Source organism: Gemmatimonadaceae bacterium (assembly GCA_037721215.1).
In the GTDB taxonomy this organism is placed as follows: domain Bacteria; phylum Gemmatimonadota; class Gemmatimonadetes; order Gemmatimonadales; family Gemmatimonadaceae; genus UBA4720.
In genome coordinates, this window is record JBBJNV010000008.1 from 60,452 (window position 1) to 79,916 (window position 19,465).

17 protein-coding genes are annotated in these 19,465 nt (G+C 60.7%); 9 read left to right on the forward strand and 8 right to left on the reverse strand.

Annotation, left to right across the window (positions count from 1 at the left end):
- Window positions 1-35 precede the first annotated feature (35 nt).
- Both WKF55_05655 and WKF55_05660 read right to left on the reverse strand, forming a co-directional pair.
- Window positions 36-3,344 (reverse strand): TonB-dependent receptor, encoded by a 3,309-nt coding sequence (locus tag WKF55_05655; GenBank protein ID MEJ7759060.1) that lies wholly within the window; start codon window positions 3,342-3,344, stop codon window positions 36-38.
- Window positions 3,345-3,597: 253 nt separating this feature from the next.
- Entirely contained in the window at window positions 3,598-5,052 is a 1,455-nt protein-coding gene (locus WKF55_05660; protein ID MEJ7759061.1) for an amino acid permease, read from the reverse strand.
- Between the two features lie 90 nt (window positions 5,053-5,142).
- On the opposite strand from WKF55_05660, the gene WKF55_05665 reads away from it, so the two are divergent.
- From WKF55_05665 to WKF55_05685, 5 genes are all read left to right on the forward strand, one after another.
- A complete protein-coding gene (locus WKF55_05665; GenBank protein ID MEJ7759062.1) occupies window positions 5,143-5,361 on the forward strand; it encodes a hypothetical protein in 219 nt (72 codons plus the stop codon).
- The gene (locus WKF55_05670; protein ID MEJ7759063.1) at window positions 5,343-6,320 is read left to right on the forward strand and encodes a COX15/CtaA family protein; all 978 of its coding nucleotides are present in this window, start codon (window positions 5,343-5,345) and stop codon (window positions 6,318-6,320) included. The genes WKF55_05665 and WKF55_05670 overlap by 19 nt, the downstream gene beginning before the upstream one ends.
- The gene (locus tag WKF55_05675) at window positions 6,320-7,207 is read left to right on the forward strand and encodes a heme o synthase (GenBank protein MEJ7759064.1); all 888 of its coding nucleotides are present in this window, start codon (window positions 6,320-6,322) and stop codon (window positions 7,205-7,207) included. The genes WKF55_05670 and WKF55_05675 overlap by 1 nt, the downstream gene beginning before the upstream one ends.
- Complete coding sequence (locus WKF55_05680; protein ID MEJ7759065.1) at window positions 7,207-9,006, forward strand: ABC transporter transmembrane domain-containing protein; 1,800 nt, start codon at window positions 7,207-7,209, stop codon at window positions 9,004-9,006. Before WKF55_05675 ends, WKF55_05680 begins: the two co-directional genes overlap by 1 nt.
- Window positions 9,007-9,116: 110 nt before the next feature.
- Window positions 9,117-9,662: an outer membrane beta-barrel protein gene (locus tag WKF55_05685; GenBank protein MEJ7759066.1), complete on the forward strand. Its 546-nt coding sequence runs from the start codon at window positions 9,117-9,119 to the stop codon at window positions 9,660-9,662.
- Here the strand turns inward: WKF55_05685 and WKF55_05690 are convergent.
- The 4 genes from WKF55_05690 to WKF55_05705 form a co-directional block, all read right to left on the reverse strand.
- Entirely contained in the window at window positions 9,652-10,563 is a 912-nt protein-coding gene (locus WKF55_05690; GenBank protein ID MEJ7759067.1) for a carboxypeptidase regulatory-like domain-containing protein, read from the reverse strand. The genes WKF55_05685 and WKF55_05690 overlap by 11 nt on opposite strands.
- A gap of 105 nt (window positions 10,564-10,668) precedes the next feature.
- A complete protein-coding gene (locus WKF55_05695; GenBank protein MEJ7759068.1) occupies window positions 10,669-12,384 on the reverse strand; it encodes an amidohydrolase in 1,716 nt (571 codons plus the stop codon).
- Window positions 12,385-12,436: 52 nt separating this feature from the next.
- Window positions 12,437-12,781, reverse strand: a complete 345-nt coding sequence (locus WKF55_05700) for a type II toxin-antitoxin system PemK/MazF family toxin (protein MEJ7759069.1) — start codon at window positions 12,779-12,781, stop codon at window positions 12,437-12,439.
- Window positions 12,771-12,998, reverse strand: coding sequence for an AbrB/MazE/SpoVT family DNA-binding domain-containing protein (locus WKF55_05705; protein ID MEJ7759070.1), 228 nt, complete (start codon window positions 12,996-12,998; stop codon window positions 12,771-12,773). Before WKF55_05705 ends, WKF55_05700 begins: the two co-directional genes overlap by 11 nt.
- Before the next feature lie 421 nt (window positions 12,999-13,419).
- Between WKF55_05705 and WKF55_05710 the strand changes: the two genes are divergently transcribed.
- A complete protein-coding gene (locus tag WKF55_05710; GenBank protein MEJ7759071.1) occupies window positions 13,420-14,190 on the forward strand; it encodes a hypothetical protein in 771 nt (256 codons plus the stop codon).
- Between the two features lie 26 nt (window positions 14,191-14,216).
- Here the strand turns inward: WKF55_05710 and WKF55_05715 are convergent, their stop codons facing one another.
- Together WKF55_05715 and WKF55_05720 are read right to left on the reverse strand one after the other, a co-directional pair.
- Window positions 14,217-15,395, reverse strand: a complete 1,179-nt coding sequence (locus tag WKF55_05715; GenBank protein MEJ7759072.1) for a Xaa-Pro peptidase family protein — start codon at window positions 15,393-15,395, stop codon at window positions 14,217-14,219.
- Window position 15,396: 1 nt separating this feature from the next.
- Window positions 15,397-16,044, reverse strand: a complete 648-nt coding sequence (locus WKF55_05720; protein ID MEJ7759073.1) for a hypothetical protein — start codon at window positions 16,042-16,044, stop codon at window positions 15,397-15,399.
- A 240-nt stretch (window positions 16,045-16,284) separates the two neighbouring features.
- Here WKF55_05720 and WKF55_05725 point away from each other — a divergent pair, with 240 nt between their 5' ends.
- Genes WKF55_05725 through WKF55_05735 form a run of 3 tightly spaced genes read left to right on the forward strand, consistent with a single transcriptional unit; the run spans window position 16,285 to window position 19,461 of the window.
- Complete coding sequence (locus WKF55_05725; protein MEJ7759074.1) at window positions 16,285-17,751, forward strand: radical SAM protein; 1,467 nt, start codon at window positions 16,285-16,287, stop codon at window positions 17,749-17,751.
- Window positions 17,744-18,988: an NAD(P)/FAD-dependent oxidoreductase gene (locus WKF55_05730; protein MEJ7759075.1), complete on the forward strand. Its 1,245-nt coding sequence runs from the start codon at window positions 17,744-17,746 to the stop codon at window positions 18,986-18,988. The genes WKF55_05725 and WKF55_05730 overlap by 8 nt, the downstream gene beginning before the upstream one ends.
- Window positions 18,985-19,461 (forward strand): flavin reductase family protein, encoded by a 477-nt coding sequence (locus WKF55_05735; GenBank protein MEJ7759076.1) that lies wholly within the window; start codon window positions 18,985-18,987, stop codon window positions 19,459-19,461. Before WKF55_05730 ends, WKF55_05735 begins: the two co-directional genes overlap by 4 nt.
- Window positions 19,462-19,465: the final 4 nt, after the last annotated feature.

Consider the following 19,465-nt stretch of genomic DNA (forward strand, 5'->3'; position numbering starts at 1 on the left):
CCGTGCCCGCCTGATGCTGAATCAGAACGCCAGGACTAGAAGCTCACTCGGGCCGAGAGCTGCATTCTCCAGTAATTCGAGGTGAAGTTTCCAACCCGGTAGGGGTCGATCGTGCCGGTTTTGTCCGGGTCAAGCGTACGGTAATTGAACGTCACTGTCGGAACAGCCGTTGCGGGAACGGCAGTGCTGCTGGCCGTGTGGGTGAGCAGCGAGATATTGTTGAAGCCACTGATCGGACTTACCCGCTGCTGTCCCCAATCCTTGTTCAGGAGATTACCGAAGTTGAAGATATCGAGCTGCACGGCTACCCGCTGTGCTGACGATACCAGCGGAATGTTCTGACGGAACGTGAGATCGACACTGTGCGAGAACGGCAGGCGGCAGGTATTGCGATTCAGGATGCTGCCACGCGCGTCGCTGAGGCATTGACTGCTCTCGATGAGCTGATTGAACGCCGACGCCTGATCAGCCGCACTGAGAGTCTCTCCCGACACGGTGAGAGGGGCGAACCGGATCTGATTCAGATTGTTCACGTCCGAGGGAACGTAGATGAGGTCATTCCCCGAGACTCCATCTGCATTCAGGTCGCCGCGGCCGCTGGCACCGCCATAGACGTAGTCGTGGGGCGACCCGGAAACTCCGGAGTACGTGAGCGTGACATCCGTCCCGAGTCCCTCCGCCCAGCTGCTCTTGATCAACCGTCCCCAACCGAAGGTTTTCGTCAGGAAACCAGAAACCTTATGGGGCTGATCGAATAATGAAACGGTGGGCTCACCCGGAACCTCCTGCACCCCGGACAGGGTCCGACCGAACGACCAGTTAGAGATGTGGGTGCTCGATGTGAAGCTCTGGACATCATATGCGTGTCCATAGTTGTAGCCAAGCAAGGCTTCCCAGCCATTTGAATAACGTTTTCTCAGCTGAGTGGTGATGCTGTACGCGTAATCCTTGTTCTGATTCTCGATGTCGATCGCGGTGCTGAATCGAGCAGTTCCGCCGTTGGCGATGACCTGAGCCGGCCGTGCCGGGATCGCAGTGCCAGCCGCCGCGACTACGCCGTAAAGAGTGCGACCGAACTGGTCCGTCGCCACCGGGCCTGCGAGATTGCGGTTTACGAAGAACAACTGATTGAGGGTCTTCGAATACAACCCCTCGACCGTGGCGATGAGATTGAATGGAAGCACGCGGTCGTAGGCCAGGTTGGCGCGCATCGGTTGCGGGAACTTAATGTCCTTATCGAGAAAGCTCACATCGCCAATCGGCTTGGCGCCCTGCCCGTTGGCGCAGGTGTTGTAGACCGTTGGATCGGTGTTGAATGCTGGAGCTGGATTCGCGGCGTTGCCGAAGCCTGCACCGCATTGCAGAAACGTTATGACTTTGCCGTTCTGCGCATAGGCGTTTTCGAGCCACACATACGGCGGCGTGCCCACGAACAGGCCGATACCACCACGGAGCTGGTTTCTCTGGTCGCCAGTGACGTCCATGTTGAAGCCAAACCGCGGCGAAAACTGGAAAGCTCCGGTTGGTGTCTCGTGCGCACCGTACGCCGAATCGATGGCAGAGGCATAGCTGTTGTCGGTAAGGAAACGGCTTATGTCGCCGCGAACTCCGAGCGTAAGGGTGAGCTTCGGATTCACGGTCCAGATGTCTTGAGCGTAAAACGCGCTCTGCATCGCGTCGAAGTACACGTTGGGATCTTCGCCAAGTACGATCCCCCGTCGGAAACCGTTCGCCGTATTCGACTGGAAATCAGCGATGCTGTTGAAGGTCCAGACTCCAAAGGAGCTCTGACTGAACAGATTGCGAATCTTTACCAGTTCGTTTCGGGTGCCGACCACGAAGCTATGATCGCCGCGGGGAATGGTCAGGTTGTTGGTGAATTCGTAAGTGTCGGCATCAAGCTCGTTTCCCTGCGAGAACTGGTCTGTCCCGGCAATGATCTGACGGCCACCGGTGTAGTTGACAGTAACCTGGGGAAAGACGGTGGCCGACGTGCGACGGTCTTCAACGAAGGTCGCGCCGACAAAGGCTTCGTTGCTCCAGCCATTGCTGAAATTCGAGAAAAGCTGGACGACAGGAGCCTTCTTGATGCTGTTAATCGCGTGGAAATTGGAAGAGTAGATTGCACGCGTGGCAGTACGCGCATTCTGACGGCGATTGTTATTGACAGCGTCGGTGTAGTTCATCCGCGCGACGAACCGATGGCTGTTGTTGATCTGCCAATCCAGTCGGCCGAACAGATTATTCATCGGCGTCGGCGAATTGATGATGCCAGCAGCACCCGGTTCTGGGGCTCCGGTTTTTGCGCGGTAGGCGGCTTCAAATGCGGTGATGTCGGCATCTACGAAGGGGAACGCCGTAGTCGCGTCGCTCGGCTGACCGAAGAACGGTCCGCTTACGGGCGTCGATTCTCTCGTCCATTCGTTCGCCGTGAAGAAATGCAGCTTGTCCTTGATGATCGGCCCGCCAAGGGTGAAACCAGTCTGGCGGCGGCTGAAGTCGGTAGCGCGCAGCGTCGGAACGTCCCGGCCGTAATCCTGGTTGCGAAAATACTGGAATAACGACCCGTGTAATTCATTGGTTCCACTCTTCGTGACGGCATTGAGAAGAAGCCCGCCGAAATTGCCCTGGCGCACATCGTACGGCGCGAGCAGAATCTGGTATTCCTTAACCGCGTCGATCGAGATTGCCTTGGCGTTGATCTGTCCACCTGGCTGACCAGTGGAGCCGAGCCCGAATACGTCCCGCTCGGTCGCTCCGTCGATCTGGACGTTGTTCATGCGGTTCGACATTCCACCGCCGGAGAACCCGGGGCCGGAGCTGGAGACCTGGGGGGCGAGCCTCGTAAAATCGGTGAGGTTGCGGCTGGTGGTAGCAGCGCGCTGCAGGAGTTGCTCGGAGATAGTTGTTTTTGTACCGGTGCTGGTAGGCGCGATGATCTCGCCCGTAGAACCCGCGGCGCGAATCTCGACTTCGGCAAGCTGTGCCGCCTGCGATGTCATCCGGAGATCGAGACGGCTGGTCTGGCTCAGCTGGATCTGGATGTTCTCCCGGGTCTGCGGCGAGAATCCAATCCGGCGCGCTTCCAGCGTGTACGGGCCACCTACTTCCAGCGAGGGAAGGTTGAACCGCCCGCCTTCGCGGCTGATGGTGCGCTGGGTGAAACCAGTGGCGCGGTTGGTGATTGAAACCTGTACGCCTTCCAGTCCTGCACCGGTGCTGTCGGTGACCACGCCGCTAACGGCGCCGGTCGTGACTCCCTGTGCATGTGCGTGAGTTGAAACGAACGCCGCCAGGAATGAACCCAGAATGGCGACCGTGATGGTCAAACGTCGTGTGTGCATAGTGCAGGCCTTGGTAAAAAGTGGAGACGACAACCTGAAACGGAGCGGCACCCGGCGGCCATGAGCTGGCCGAAGAGGACACCCAGGTGGCAACATACGTCGTGATGCGACCATCGCCAGCGAACCGGAAGGCAACCGCCGGCCCGAGCCCTGGTCAGTGGAAATTACCCGCCGTTACATTCGCCTGCAAGCAATTCCGGCGGACACTCGGTAACACTCCGGCAACAGCGAATCGCGGCGCACCCGCGACGCATCACGCCGCACCTGGCCGCGCCCGTCCAACAGTCAGAAAATAGACAGGAATTCCCACCAGTATCACGCCAAGCACCGCAAGCGTTGGCCATCTGCTCGAGGGATCAACGATGGCGTTTATGAGGAGCAGCGTCGTCGACAGAATGAATAGCGCTGGAACCACGGGATAGCCCGGCACCCGGAACGACGGGTTGTAATCCGCCCTGCGCCTCAACACGAACACAGACCCGACGGCCATTGCGTAGAAAGGCACGATCGCCGTCACAAATGCATCGGCAAGCTGCTCGAAAGTTCCGGCAAGAACGAAAACCACCCCCAGCATCGCGGACACCGCAATCGCCACGTAAGGGGTATGATACCGCGGGTGCACCGCGGCCATGCTCTTGAATAAGAGCTTGTCATCCGCCATCGCAAACAAAACCCGCGGGCCGGTGAACATCGAGCCGTTCAGGCCGCCAAAGGTCGAGATCATCACGACAATCGCCACGAAAGCAACGCCGCCGCTGCCGAGGAGCCGGTCTGCGACGTCGGCCGCAACCAGCTTCGAGGTTCGCATCTCGGATACCGGCAGAACGGCGAGATAAGCCAGATTGGCGAGCAGATAAATCACGATGATCGCAACGGTGCCGATAATCAGAGCGCGCGGCAGATTCCGCCGCGGATTCTCTACCTCTCCGCCGACGAAGCTCAAATCGGCCCAGCCGTCATAAACCCACAAGACCGAGACGAGCGCCAGCCCGAACGCGCCGATCGAGAAACTGCCGCTTGGAGCTACAGGCGTGTAATTCCCGCCGGTCTTCGGAAGGCCCAGGCTGAACGCAAGCACAATGATGAAAAGGAGGCCACCGACTTTGGCCAGCGTGGTGATATTCTGCACCGCACCCGCCGTTCTTACGCCCACGTAATTGAACCCGGCAGTCAAAAGAATCGCGACGGCGGCGATGTAGTGCACATAGCCATCGTAAGGGGCAAGACCCGGATTGTTGCCAGTCACTCGCACGAAGTACTCAGCAAACGTCGTCGATGTCGCGCCGAGTGCCGCAGCCCGGATCAGCGTCACCTCCGACCAGCCAAAGAGAAACGCCGCCAGCCTGCCCCACGCTTCTCTTATATAGATATAGACGCCGCCGGTCTGGGGAAACGCGCTCCCCGCCTCAGCCAGGCTGAGTGCCCCGCAAAGCGCAAAAATGCCGCCGGTCACCCAGACAGCGAGAAGCGGCAGCGTGCCGGGAAGTTTGTCTGCTATGCCGGCCGGAGATCGGAAAATTCCCGAGCCGATGGTGGAGCCAACCAGAATGGCCACCGCGGTCCACAATCCGATGCGCCGCGGAAGCGGGCCGTCACCAGCCCCGGAGGTGGTCGAAGGCTCGCCACCACCAGAAGAAGCGGGCGCGCTAGCGTCGGCGTGGTGGCCTCCGCGCGAGCCAGCAAGATCAGCATTGCCAGGCTGTTTCATCCCGCAACGCTACTGCAAACAGTCACCGCGCGCGAGTAGCTTTAGCCGCAATGCGCACCATGAGCCTGACCGTCTCGCCCGATTGACTGCATGAGTCAGGCACTGGCCGAGACTGTCTTCTGGATTGCCGCCGCACTGTGCATCGTCGCTGAGCTCGCGGTAGTGCGCGCAGCCTTCCTCCCCCCGGCTGACGTAAGCCAGGCGTCGTCCATCCCCCAATCGCGCCGCGGATCAGAGATGCTATGGGCGGTTTGCCCTGCGATTGGCCTCGCTCTGCTGCTGAGCGCAACATGGCGCGCAATCCATTGATTCACGACACGGTGCCCGATGAACGTGCGTTGAAAGGTTTCAGGCGTCTGTCATATGTCGCCCTGGTACTCGTGGTAGCTCAGATTGTGTTCGGTGCGATCGTTCGCATCACTGGCTCGGGAATGGGATGTGGCGATCACTGGCCCAGATGTCTTGGCTCATGGTTTCCTCCTCTCGACCGCGTCGACCTCGTAATTGAGATCACTCACCGCTACATGGCGATGGGGCTTTCGATTGTAGTAGCGGCTCTGCTGATTGTCGCGTTGGCGCGCCGGTCTCGACCTGGCATGAGCGGTCGAGGTGGACTGCTTCGGCCTGCCGGGCTGGCGACTTTTCTCGTCGTTTCCGCCGCGCTCCTCGGTGCAGTGACGGTAAAGCTTGGGCTCAATCCACTGGTGATTGCCGCGCATCTGACGATCGCCATGTCACTGCTGGCAGTGATTGCCGTAATCGCAATCCGGAGTGGAGCATTTGGTGGATCACGTGAGTCCGGCGCATCGGCACGAACGGTCATGTCAGCCCGAATCGGGCTCGTAATGGCTTTGGCGGTGCTGGTACTCGGTGCGCTCACCGCCAACCTGCCAGGTGCGGCTGCGTCGTGCGGCGGGTTTCCCTGGTGTCGCTCGATCAACGGTGGCGGGGCGGGACTCGCAGTGCAAATTGTACATCGCGTGCTCGCGTTCCTTCTGATCGGACATCTCTGGGCGGTTGCGCGGGGCGCCGCCCGACGGAACGAACCCGGCACGATAGTACGTACCGCACGGATCGCGCTCGCTTTGGGCGTCACGCAGCTTCTGGTTGCCGGGGCGATGGTAGAGATGAGCTTTCCGCCCGTTTTCCGATCGCTCCACCAGGCGGTTGGAACATTATTGTGGCTGGCGATCGTCGTACTGACGGTGCTTGCGTCTCGCGGCGGACATGCATCGAGTCCTGCAATGACTCAACGGATGGCGGCGTGATGGGAGCTCCAGCGCTGACCGCTGAACGCACGCTGCTCCAGGACATGGTGATGCTCACCAAACCCCGGATCATTTCCCTGCTGCTGGTCACCACCATCGCCCCGATGTTCGTAGCCGGCAATCCCGGGTGGCTGCTGGTGCTGATAGTACTGGTCGGCGGCTACCTGATGGCGGGCGGGGCAAACGCGGTCAACATGTACCATGATCGTGATATCGACAACCGGATGGCGCGCACACGCCTGAGGCCGATACCCGGAGGGCGGATCAGTGGTACGTCGGTACTCGCATTCGGCATTGCTCTCGCCACCGCTGCCACGTTCCTCTTTGCTTATTTCGTCAACGTGCTGTCGGCAGCGCTGGCGCTTGCGGGATTCTACTTTTATGTCTACGTGTACACGAGATGGCTGAAGCGGACTACGCCCCACAACATCGTGATCGGCGGTGCCGCTGGAGCGTTTCCACCGCTGGTGGGATGGGCCGCGATGACCGGCCGCATCGACCTTGTCGCCGTCTATCTGTTCGCCGTGATCTTCTACTGGACTCCCCCCCACTTCTGGGCGCTCGCACTGCTCAAGCAGCGTGACTATACCAGGGTTGGTGTCCCAATGGCCCCGCTGGTGTGGGGCGAACGCGAGACGATGAATCAGATGCTCTCGTATACTGTCATTCTGATTGCACTCACCGTACTTCCAGTGACCTTTGGCGCATTCGGAATGATTTATCTCGTCTCTGCTGTAGTGCTTGGTCTGGTGCTTCTTGGTGGGGTCATCCGGATGCGCAGGGCAGTCGAGTGGACGGCGCCTGCGTGGTGGGTCTACAAGTATTCGCTTCTTTATCTGGCGCTTCTTTTTTGCGCGATGGCGGCTGACAAGAAAATCGGAATCTGATGGCTGAGAAGCCGCCGTCCCGGCGCGTGCCTTCTCCGCGGCCGCTGGGACAACTGCTTCCCCGCGTCTGGCCTCACGCATCCCGGCTTGCCGCAGCGCTCACGTGTCTTCTCATCAGCGTTGGAATCGCGCTCGCGTTCCCGCAGATTGTGCAACATATGCTGGACGCTGCATTCATATCGGCCGATTCATCGTTGCTGAACAAGATTGCGCTTGGTCTGGTAGCGCTGTTCGCGGTGCAGGCGTTGTTGAATTTTTCGCAGGTATATCTGCTCACCATCACCTCAGAGCGAATTGTCGCTTCTCTCAGGCGCGATCTCTTCGCCCACCTGATACGTCTTTCGCCGGGGTTTTTTACCGAACGCCGTACGGGCGAAATCACGAGCAGGCTGTCTGCTGACACGACGGTGCTGCAGACCGTCCTCAGCTACAACCTCTCCGAGTTTGCAAGGCAATCCCTGTTTCTGATCGGCGGCATAGTGCTGCTGACGATGACCCACCCCCGCCTCGCAGTTACGACGCTTGCGGTGGTTCCGGTCGTTGTCGGCGCCGCATTTTTCTTTGGGAGACGCCTGCGTCGCGCGAGCACCGGCGTTCAGGATCGTATCGCCGAGGCCACCGGAACTGCGGAAGAAGCGTTCTCGCAGATTCGCACAGTGCAGAGCTTTACACGCGAGGGCGAAGAGACGCGGCGTTACACCGCGCACATGGCGCACGTCATTGCCGCTGCCATCGATCGATCGCTCATTCGCGCGACTTTTTTCGGCATTCTCACGTTCTGCGCCTTCGGCGGCGTGGTCGCGGTTCTATGGCAGGGCGGCCGCCTCGTGCTGGAAGGCACTTTGACCGCCGGCGCTCTCGTATCGTTTCTGCTGTACGCGTTGTACGTGGCCGGGGCAGTTGGGTCGCTCGGATCGCTGTTCGGGGCTTATCAGGAGGCGGTCGGCGCCGCTCGGCGAACATTCGAGCTTCTCGAGACAGAGCCCGATATTGCCAGCCCGGCGAAACCAACTCCGCTGGCGACCCCGGTACGCGGCGCCGTCGACCTCGAAAACGTGCACTTCACTTACTCTCCTGCACTGCCGGACGTGATCAGCGGTGTGTCATTGCGGATTGCCCCCGGTGAAGTAGTTGCGCTTGTCGGCTCGAGTGGAGCCGGCAAGACCACGATTGCTTCGCTCATTCCGCGGTTCTGGGACGTGACCGGAGGCCGCATAAGCGTCGACGGGCACGATATCCGCGAGCTGGACCTGAGGGAATTGCGCGCGGCGATTGGCATGGTTCCGCAGGAGCCGGCGCTGTTCAGCGGCACTGTCCGCGAGAACATTGCCTACGCGCTGATGGAGGACGGGGCCATGCCACCGGAATCGGACATCAGGCGCGCCGCCTCTGCCGCGCATGCGACGGAATTCATCGACCGGCTCGTCGAGGGGTTCGATACCCTTGTCGGTGAGCGCGGCGTAAAGCTGTCCGGCGGGCAGCGCCAGCGACTCGCGATTGCGAGGGTATTCCTCAAGAATCCGGCAATCGTGATCCTCGATGAGGCAACATCGAGCCTCGACAGCGAGAGCGAACGGCTGGTCGAGGAGGCGATGGAGGAGCTGTTGCGTGGCCGTTCGACGTTGATCATCGCGCATCGTCTGAGCACTGTGCTTCGCGCCGACCGCGTGGTGGTGATCGATCACGGGCGAGTGGTCGAGGAGGGCACGCATACGGCACTGCTGGCTGCAGAAGGCGTGTATTCGCGTCTTTACAGGGGGCAGTTCAGAAACGAGCCCCAAATGGCATCGACGATCTGAACCGCCGGACCCCCCGCTCGGCGGCGGCAGGCAATACCGTTTTCGGCCTGAATGCGTTTCATTCCTCAAGGCGCGTTTCCGCGCCTGGTGACCTTTACATGGGAGGATTTATGAAGATATGGATCGCAATGGCAGTTGCATCTGCATTGAGTCTTGGAGCAGCACCAGCACACGCGCAAATAGCCCGAGGCGTGGAGCTCGGTATCGATGCTGGTGTTGCCATCGGCCTGGGAGACAACTCACAGACCACGATCGACATCCCTGCGCAGAGTTTTCGCGCCGGCTTCGTCATGACGGACCGGATCTCGATTGAGCCCAAGCTCGGCCTTAGAATCGTCACCGGTGGCGGCGACACTTTCTCGTTCTACCGCGCCGAGGTAGGCGCCTTGTACCATCTGTCACCCCGAGCCGACCGCATGCGTGCGGGCGTTTATGTCCGGCCGTTCGCGGGCCTGGTTGGTTTCAGCGCCGGCGATGACGATAACGATACCGATGTCAGCGACACGAACGGTCTGCTTGGCGTCGGAGTGGGCCTCAAAGTTCCACTGCTGAGCCGGCTCTCGAGCCGCTTCGAAGCCAACTTCGCCGGAAACTTCGGGGACAACACCGACAGTCAGATCGGCCTGCTCGCAGGCCTGTCCTTCTTCACCCGGTAGGCGCTGCCGCGCCAGTCGCCGGAACAGCCGTCCCTGGAGCTGCAGGGGCGGCTGTTCGTGGAGAGGCTGCACCAGGCAGCACCGCCACGACCGGCCCCGGAAGCTGGATAACGAGCTTTGCACTCTGGCTCGCCGTCACCGTCACTGACTGTTCGACTACGCCCAGAACCGGGTGCCACGCTTTCAGGTTATAGGTTCCGGCTGGAACATTGTCGATGCTGAACTCTCCTGTCCTCGATGATACTGCTGAGTACGGATGATCGAATACGAGAATCCATGCTTTGGACCATGGATGCAGATCGCAGATCACCTCGAGCTGCGCGGGCTTCGTCAGGAGTCGGTCGAGGGGAACGACTTCACCATTGTCGTTGAAGGGAGCAATTGCTTCTGTCTCACCCGTTCCGACATTGATGATTCTCGTACGGTGCAGCTCGACATCCTCGCTTGCAACATTGAGCGTACCGGGCGCAAGCACCGCCTGAATTCTCGGAGTAAGAAGGCACTCCTTGTTCGACAACTCGAACCTGCGCTCAGCAGACATCGGCTTGCCGGCGCGAATATCGGTAAGCCACACCACCGTGCCGCCGATCCGGGATCCGGAGTGCTGGACCAGCTCATCGGTAACGCTGCGGCCGCACCCGGATCGACCGTCCGCGAACTGAATTACAGAGTCGGCGGGGATCGCTCCCGTGAAATCAACAGTCCCCCCGATCGTCGCGCCCCCAGTCACGCTGATTGCGCGATATGGAACCGCCGAAGCCACGACGGCCGAGGTACGCGGAGGCACACTGCCTTCTTTTTTCTCAACGCGCGGCTGAGCCGCCGAAGCCTTCGTTTCACCGGAGCAGGCGTTCAGCGCCAGCAGACAAATGGCAGTGACGCCGGACAAACGACAGATCATTCTATATTCCCGTAATTCCCGACACCGCGGGAATTGATATTCTTTGATTGATACTACTCGACGTGAATGGGCAACGCGCGTGCCAAGCCCCCGCTCACTGCACTTCTATTTGCGTTCGTAAACCGGGCGGCCACCAATAAACGTCGAGACCACCTGCGTCTTGAGAATCTCCCCCGCCGGTACTCTCATGATGTCACGATCGAGTATCACGAAGTCTGCGTACTTGCCGGGCGCCAGCGAACCCATCGATTCCTCCTGGAATGCAGCATACGCCGGCCAGATCGTCATCGATTTGAGCGCTTCGCTCCGCGACATGACCTGATCCGGGTACCATCCGCCAGCCGGCCAGTCGGTGCCGTCCTGCCGCGTAACCGAAGCATGAAACGATATGAGCGGATTCACTTCCTCTACCGGGAAGTCGCTGCCATTTGGAATGATCACGCCGGTGTTCAGCAGCGAACGCCACGCATACGCACCCTTTACCCGCTGCGCCCCCACGCGCGCCTCGGCCCATCGCATGTCGCTCGTCTGATGACTTGCCTGCATTGATGGAATGACGCCAAGCGTCGCAAAGCGAGGGATGTCGGCAGGGGCAATTACCTGGGCGTGCTCGACGCGAAAGCGGTGACCCGCGGAAGGAACAGTCCGCAACGCGGCATCGAACGCATCCAGTACGATTCTGTTACCGCGATCGCCGATTGCGTGAACATTTACCTGGAAGCCATTCCGTAATGCCAGCGTTGACACGCGTTGTATATGTGCGGGTGCGGAAACCAGTAATCCGGTGTTGGCAGGATCGTCGGAATACGACGCGAGAAGGGCTGCACCGCGCGAGCCGAGAGCACCGTCGGAGTAAAGTTTGATACTTCTGATCCAGAGTCGTCCGTCATGCAGGCCGCTTTGTGGTCCGCGTCTCATGTAGTGCATGATGTCGGCGCTGTCATCGCTGATCATCACATAGTTGCGCAGATTGAACCTGCCCTGGCGTGCGTGCGATTCGGAGATGTCGATTGTCCTGCGGCTGGCCCCGGCATCGTGAATTCCAACGAGGCCCCATCGATTGGCCTCTGCCACTGCCGCCAGCACCGCGTCGCGCGTCTGGTCGCCCGAAAGATCGGGAACGACTCGCCCGATAAGGCCTTCGGCGTTGTCTACGAATACCCCTGACGGTGCGCCATTGGCCGCGCGCACAACTCGACCGCCGGTTGGGTCCTTTGTCGACGCCGAAACTCCAGCGAGTCGCATCGCCATTGCGTTCGCGAGGATTGCGTGGCCGTCAACGCGGGTAAGAACCACTGGATTGTCCGGGAGCGCGCGCGAAAGAGCGTCGTGGGCAGGAAATTGTTTATCGGGCCACAGGTTCTGATCCCATCCCCGGCCCACTACCCACTCGCCCGGTTTGAGCTGCCGCGCACGAGCGACGGTCCGCGCAATCACCTCTTCATAGGTCGCTGAGCCAGCCAGCTGAACGTTCCGCAACGATTGCCCAAGACCCAGGAGATGCGCGTGCGCATCCACCATTCCGGGGATCACCGCTCGTCCGCCGCCGTCGATCACCCGCGCGCGCGGTCCGGCAAGTGAACGCACTTCGCGGTCCGAGCCCGCGAACAGCACACGCCCATCCCGAACGGCGATAGCGGACACGAAAGGCCGGGACTCATCGACCGTGTAGATACGCGCGTTCACGACTATCAGATCGGCAGCGCGCGGCGCGGGCCGGGAAACGCGCGCCGCCTGAGCGGAGACGTCCCTGACGCTGAAAACGAGTGCCAAGCCCACGCAAACGAGGCCGAAACGAAAGCGAAAATTACGATTCAACATGCGTCGAGTCCGGGCGGATGAATGGAACCAGCCCTGGGAGAGCCAGAAGTGGTCATGGAGAATGGGATGCACCTAAAATATTCCTGAGGGCGAGGTCTACCTTTCCGCGGTCATCCTCGCCGAGCGTACCAAGGCGGCGAAGAACCAGGCGATTATCGAGAGTGAAGAGCTTGAGCCGCACAAAGCAATCAACGGTGAGGCCGGCGGAATCGATACTGCCGATCCGCGTATCGCCGGGCCATTCCCTTTCCCGCGAAGTAGTGATCATCGCCAGAAGTGTATACCCTTCGCCGTTGAACCCGTTACTGCTCAATACAAGGGCGGGGCGTCGCTTCGACCCGGCACGGTCGGTAAACGGGAACGGCACCACGACAGTATCCCATCTTTCAAAGATCATCGAACGCCTCGTCATCCTCGGCGCTAAGCCACTCTTCGGACACGGTCGTGCCCAGGGCGGCATGAAAAGCCGCGTCGAATGGGTCGAGGCGGTGGAGCGTCACCGTGCTCCCAGTCACCTCATAATAGATTTCGTCGCCCGCCGTGATGTTGAGAACCTCGCGTACCCGCTTTGGTATCGTGACCTGGCCCTTTGACGAAAGCGTGCTCTTTGACATGAAATGGTTCCTCGCAATTAACTCAGCACCCCCGAGGGCGTGGGCTGCGGCAGGTACAACCGGTCAAAGTAAGTCCGGGAGATATCAAGAGCAATCTTTACTTCAGGAAGTTGGAATGGTAAAGATCTTTACAAGATTTGGTAGGTGCGTGCTGTGTTTCGTTATTTCGGGCCTGGTTGCGGCTTGCGGGCGGTTTCCCTCAGGCGTTAGTACCGGCCCTGGTTTCTGGCTGACGCCGGAAGTTGCACGGACATCTGGCATTGCCGGAGCCACAAGCCCCGGCCCAATCGTACTGGACACTCTCAGTTTTCGCGCGCTGCAGACTACCATCCCCCTTCAGAGCACACCCGCTTCCGACTCAGGTAAGAATCAGGAGGAGACGCCCGGTTCCCGGCAGAACCGGGCAGCGTCGGCGAGATCCGTGACCGACCGGGATACAAATCAAAACGTGCTGCGTGCCGCAGTCGTGACATCATTTCAGGGCCAGCGCCATCATCCCGAAACGGTGCGCGCGCTGGCGGCTGATTCCCAGGCTCTGGCGTCAACGGCCGGCGCTGTCGCCGCGCACGCGCGGAAGGCCGGGGCCAACGCCATGATTATCGATCTCCAGGGAATGACCGCCGCGGACATCCGGCAGCTGATCGACGTAACGCGCGCAATCGCCGATTCAGCCCGGGCATATGTATTGGGTCCCATAGGTTTCGTCGTTCCTGCGGCCGACACGGCGGCGTATCCTGGAGCGCTCATTGCGCGAACAGCCGATTTCATCGTCCTCAGGCTAATGGGTGAGCACCGTCCGGGAACTGCTCCAGGATCGTTCGCCACGCCCGTCTGGTTCGGACGTCAGATCGGAATCAGGGCAGCGGAAGTGGGCGCGAGCCGCGTCATCGCCGAGCTGCCCCTTTCGGGTTACCGATGGGAACGCGATGGCACCGCGCGCCGCATTACATACAGTGAAGCACAGGCGTTGGTTGTTGCCGAAGGACTGGCGTTCAGGCGGGACGCAGAGACTCGCGCACTGACTGCGTCGTCACCGCGGGATGGCTGGGACATCTGGATCAATGACCATGAGACGACGCAGTTTCTGATAGCGGCCGCCCGGCGCACAGGCGTGAACCGGTTTGTATTTGCCGGTATCGAGGGTTCGGACCCGCAAATCTGGACAACGTTCGGGCATAGTCTGCGGCGATAGCCATCGCGCGAGCGACGGGCCGGCACCTACACCACGATCATGTCCCTCTGGTATTCCCGCGGTGTAACGATCAGCTCGCCGTCACCAATGTATCCGTTTACCTCACTCCGCATTCCCACTTCCCCGGCGATGTAAATGCCCGGTTCGATGGAGAAACCAACTCCGTTGATCAAGAGCCGGTCGTCACGCGTTTCAAGGTTGTCGATGTGCGGGCCCGAGCCGTGGAGATCGCGCGGATCGATCGAATGGCCAGTCCGATGAATGAAGTCATCCCCGTGCCCCCGCGATGCAATTACCGCTCGCGCGGCATCGTCGACTTCGCCCCCCTGCACAGGCGTAGCACTCTCGATCCTTTCACGCACCAGTGAAATCGCCGCGTCGCGCGCGTCGCGAACGGCAGTCCACACCTGCATGTCGCGCTCTCCCGGCTCGCCCAGGGAACCCATCCACGTCTGGTCAGCGAACACCCCGCCATCTTCCCGGGCCCACAAATCGATGAGCAGGATGTCTCCGCGGCTGATCATGGAGGATCCCTCAGCCGGCGGTTCGTAATGCGGATTTGCGGCGTTTGGTCCGATCGCGACAATGGGACCATGATCGGTCGACAGACCTAGGGCGGCAAACCGTTCGAGGATCCACTGCTGGAGCGCGAACTCCGACAGAGGCGTTTTACCGGAGGCATGCTCGCCCGCGCGCCGCATCGCTTCCTGCGCGATGCCCGCGATGATTGTCGCCGCGCGTTGATGCGATGCAAGATCGGCTGCGCTCCAGACAGCGTAAAAACGGCTCACCAGATCGGCGCTCGAGACGACAGTGGCACCCGCATTAGCCACCATCTCGAGCACTCCCGCGGGAATCCGGTCGAGGTAAGGAACAGCGTCACCCGGGGAGTACTCCATCGCGACACGTTTGCCAGCCGCCATGCTGTGGAGCGCGGATTCGAGTGCCCGCCATCCGCTGTACTTTATCTTCGTCCACGCCGGTGGCCAGCTCAGCCATGGACCTTGCTCAATAGCGTGCGTCACGGCGACCGGCACTCCCTCCCTCGGTATGAGCACGAAGATGCGGCGCGTCCCCATGCCCGTTAAGCCGAGCATGCCATTCGCAACCGGATTCAGGCCGTGGAAATCGTATAGCAGCCAGCCGTCGAGGTTTGCATCTCTCAGTGCAAGCTGAAGGGCGGGAAGGGATTCTGGCGTCAGCATATCAGTGGGTGAGAGGTCCGGACGCACGCCATTCAGCACGCCATTCGCACTGCCGGTCGCCGCGTTGCGTGCAAAGCAGATGTTCCACGGGCCCGCCGCCGTCGATGATCAGCCTTAGCAACTCCTGCAGCGCCGATTCATAGAATACGCAACCGGCCGACTTCGGTGCACCATTGACGGTGACGGAATGCGGAACTTTAAGTGTCAGAAAAGCACCGCTTCGCTCGAGGCTTCCCCCAAAATCGCTCTCGCTGATACCCTTTACATGCTTCAGAGCGAGCGGCCTTGCCAGCAGCCCGGGCACCGTTTTGATCGTCGTGCGGTGAGTCGACGGCACAGCTCCGTAAACCTCGCTTGCCAGTATGCGCCCGGCACTTCGAAAAAGCGCGTCGGCATCCGGTCGGCGTCCGATCAGAGTGCCCAGGCCGGAAGCCTCCGCGTAGGGAATCTTCTGCCCGCGCTTCACTGCGTCCGAGTACCGGCGGATCTGCAGATATACCGTGTCGCTCAGACCCAGCCGCTTGTTACGCAGCTCCTGAACGAACTCAGTCTCGATGTCGCCCTCCGGGGTGTCCTCCTCCGGGGTGTCCATGCGACGTATGGCTTCGAGGAGACTGAGCGGAATTCGCGCATTGACAGGCGGGGGCATTGGTGGCGGCGTCCAGGAGGTCGGCATACAGGTGGCGGCGAGGAGTAAAGCTATTGCAATTCCGCTTGCAATGCGGTTGCGTAAAAGGAACGCCTGGGCGCAACGGCTGGCTTCGACCAGGGTAGAAGCACAGACGTTGCGTTGTCGTCCTGCGAAACGCCGCTGCCGGACCGAGCTGATCTGAAACGAGACTACTTGTCGCACGAACTACCGGATTTGCCAGAGAAACCAGTGCCGAACGTGACGAGTCGGGCGCGGGTTCTGCTCGTGAGTACCAATCGCGAGAGGCAGCCCTATCCAGTCGTTCCCAACGGGCTCGCCTGCGTCGCCTCCGCGCTGGCGGCCGCAGGTCACGATGTGAAGTTCCTCGATCTTTGCTTTGTTCGGGATCCGGCGAAGGCCGCCGCGGCAGCCGCGCGCAAAATGTCACCTGCTGTTATCGGCGTCTCGATCAGGAATATCGACAACAGCGACGCCATTGCACTCAGGCATTACACTCCCGAAGCGCGTTCAATCGTCGCCGCTTTGCGGGCGGCTGCACCGCTGGCGAAAGTCATTGCCGGCGGAGCGGCGTTCGGAGTGGCTCCGGAAGCACTGTTCCGGGACTTTGGTGTCGACTATGCTGTCGCCGGAGACGGCGAACGCGCCAGCGTCGCTCTGGTCAGTGCTCTCGCTTCAGGACGCGAAGTTGATGGTATCCCTGGAGTGGTCCGTAACGGCGGAGATCGGGTGCATTTTACGCCGCCGGGAGAAGATGCGGACCTCGATGCCCTTCCCCAGCCGGAATTGCACCGCTGGGTCGATATCAGGCGCTACCAACGGCACGGAGCCACGGTGCCTATTCAGACGAAGCGCGGCTGCGTGTACAGATGCGTTTACTGCACTTACCGCAATGTCGAAGGCTGGGGGTATCGCACGCGAAATCCGGAACTTGTCGCCGACGAGATTGCGGAGCTGAAACAGAAGGCAGGTGTGAGGAATTTCGACTTTGTCGATTCGACATTCAACTCTCCGCCCGGCCACGCGATCGAGGTTTGCGAGGCGATCACGCAGCGGAAACTGAACGTCCATCTCGACACCACTAACTTCACACCTGCAACGGCCTCGACGGAGCTGTTAACGGCAATGCGGCGAGCAGGTTTCAGAACGCTTGGTATCACCGCCGAGAGTGCAAGTGACCCGGTTCTGGAACGGTTGGAGAAGGGATTCACGGCTGCGAAGGTCCGCGAGGTTGCCGAACGAGTCGAGAATGCCGGTATCCGGACACTGTGGATATTCCTGGCTGGTGGGCCGGGAGAGACCGAAGCCACCCTAGAAGAAACCCTGCGCTTTGCCTCATGGCGGCTGGAGCGAGGCGATGCTGTATACCTCACCGTCGGCTTGCGTGTCTATCCAGGCACGACCCTTCATCGCATCGCCATCAGTGAAGGGACGATCGCGAAGGACGACTCGCTTCTCGACCCGACATTTTACTTTTCGTCGGCCCTTCAGTTTGACTCCGCGGTTATGCGCCTGCAGCAGTTCGCGGCGCATCATCCCCGCTTCATGTTTTCAGCCGACTCACGATCGAGCGTTCTGCCATACCTCACGCGGGCCGCGGCAATTTTGAGACTGCCCAGGCCTCACTGGCAGTACATGGGCCTGTTTCAGCGCATCGCGCGCTCGGGATTGTGGACCGGCGCTCCGCAGGCGGCATATCGTGGCTGATGCGCAGGTCATTGTCGTCGGCGGCGGCCCAGCCGGTTCATCGACCGCGTATTTTCTGGCGCGTCAGGGAATTGACGTCCTGCTACTCGACCGCGCTCTTTTTCCCCGTGACAAGGTGTGCTCGGAATACATGAGTCCGCAGGCGTCCCGCATACTCTCCGCGATGGACGCTCTCAGCGCGGTTGAAGATTCCGGGGCCGCCCAGCTTGCGGGAATGCGGGTGCATGCACCCAATGGTCTCATCATCCATGGCGAGTTTTCGGCCGACCACGGCTTCCGCGGCTTTCGCGACCGTGGTCTTGCGGTTCGCCGCACGGTGCTCGATTCAATCCTGCTCGAAAGAGCGCGCGAAGCTGGGGTTCGAATCGAGGAAGGAACGCGCGTGACCGACGTAGTGAAAGGCGCAAAAGGGCGGGTGACAGGAGTTGTAACTGGAGGTGGAACGAAGCGCGAGACGCAGCGAAGCGCCGCGGCTGTAATTGGCGCGGATGGACTGCGATCTGTGATTGGCCGCCGGCTCAATCTCATCCGCGCCAGCGCATGGCCGCGCCGGATTGCTCTCGTCACGCATTACGATGGTGTCGAGGGCATGCGGGGATTCGGTGAAATGCATGTCGACCGGGGCGGTTACTGCGGTCTCGCTGAAGTCGGCGGCGGGCTGACCAACGTCGCTGTGGTGGTCCCGGTATCACGGGCCGCGGAAGTGGCAGCGGGTCGTACCGAGTTCCTGGAAAGCTGGATAACGGAGAGACCACGCATCGCCGCAATGTTCAATCATGCCACCAGAGTCGACCCGGTGCGCGCTACCGGTCCGTTCGCATCGTCTGCACGGAAAGCCTGGACAAGCGGAGCGGCACTCGTGGGAGATGCCGCTGATTTCTTCGATCCCTTTACAGGCGAGGGTATCTACGCCGCGTTGAGGGGAGGCGAGATTGCTGCTCCTTTCATCGCGGAATCCGTCATCGCCCGTGCCCGCGGGCGGAACCCAGACAGGCCGCTTGGCGCGTACGAAGCCGCGCGCCGGTCGGAGTTTTCCGGAAAATGGAAGGTGGAGCGGCTCGTCGGCGCCGCGGTGGCGGTGCCCGCGATCCTCAATCGCGCGGCGACGGTTCTTTCGCGGCGGCGGGATATGGCCGACATCTTCGTTGGAGTGGTGGGCGATTTTGTGCCACCACGCGAGATCTTCAGGCCTTCATATCTGCTGCAAATGATGTTTTCGCTTCCCAGCCACGCGTGACGATCGACCATGATGCGTTCCGGGCGGTGCTCGGCAGGTTTTCCACCGGCGTCACAGTCGTCACGACCCTGGGTCCGGCGGGCAACGACCAGGGTATGACGGTTAGTGCATTTTCCTCGCTGAGTCTCGACCCGCCTCTTGTCCTGATCTGCATCGATCATTCGGCATCCATGTATCCATCGCTGCTTGACGCAACTCATTTCGTGGTCAACATCCTGTCCGAGGGCCAGGAAGCGCTTGCGCGACGGTTCTCGGGAGTCGACCCGAACCGTTTTGACGGAATCGGTTATTCCCGCGGACAAACCGGCCTGGCGCTCCTGGATGATGTGCTCGGGAGCATCGAGTGTCGCGTAACCGCGCGGCAGGAGGCCGGCGATCACGACGTCTTTTTCGGCGAGGTCGAATTCGCCAGCGCCAGCGACGGCAAGCCGCTGCTCTATTACCGCGCAGGATACGCGCAGCTCGAGCGTTGACGAT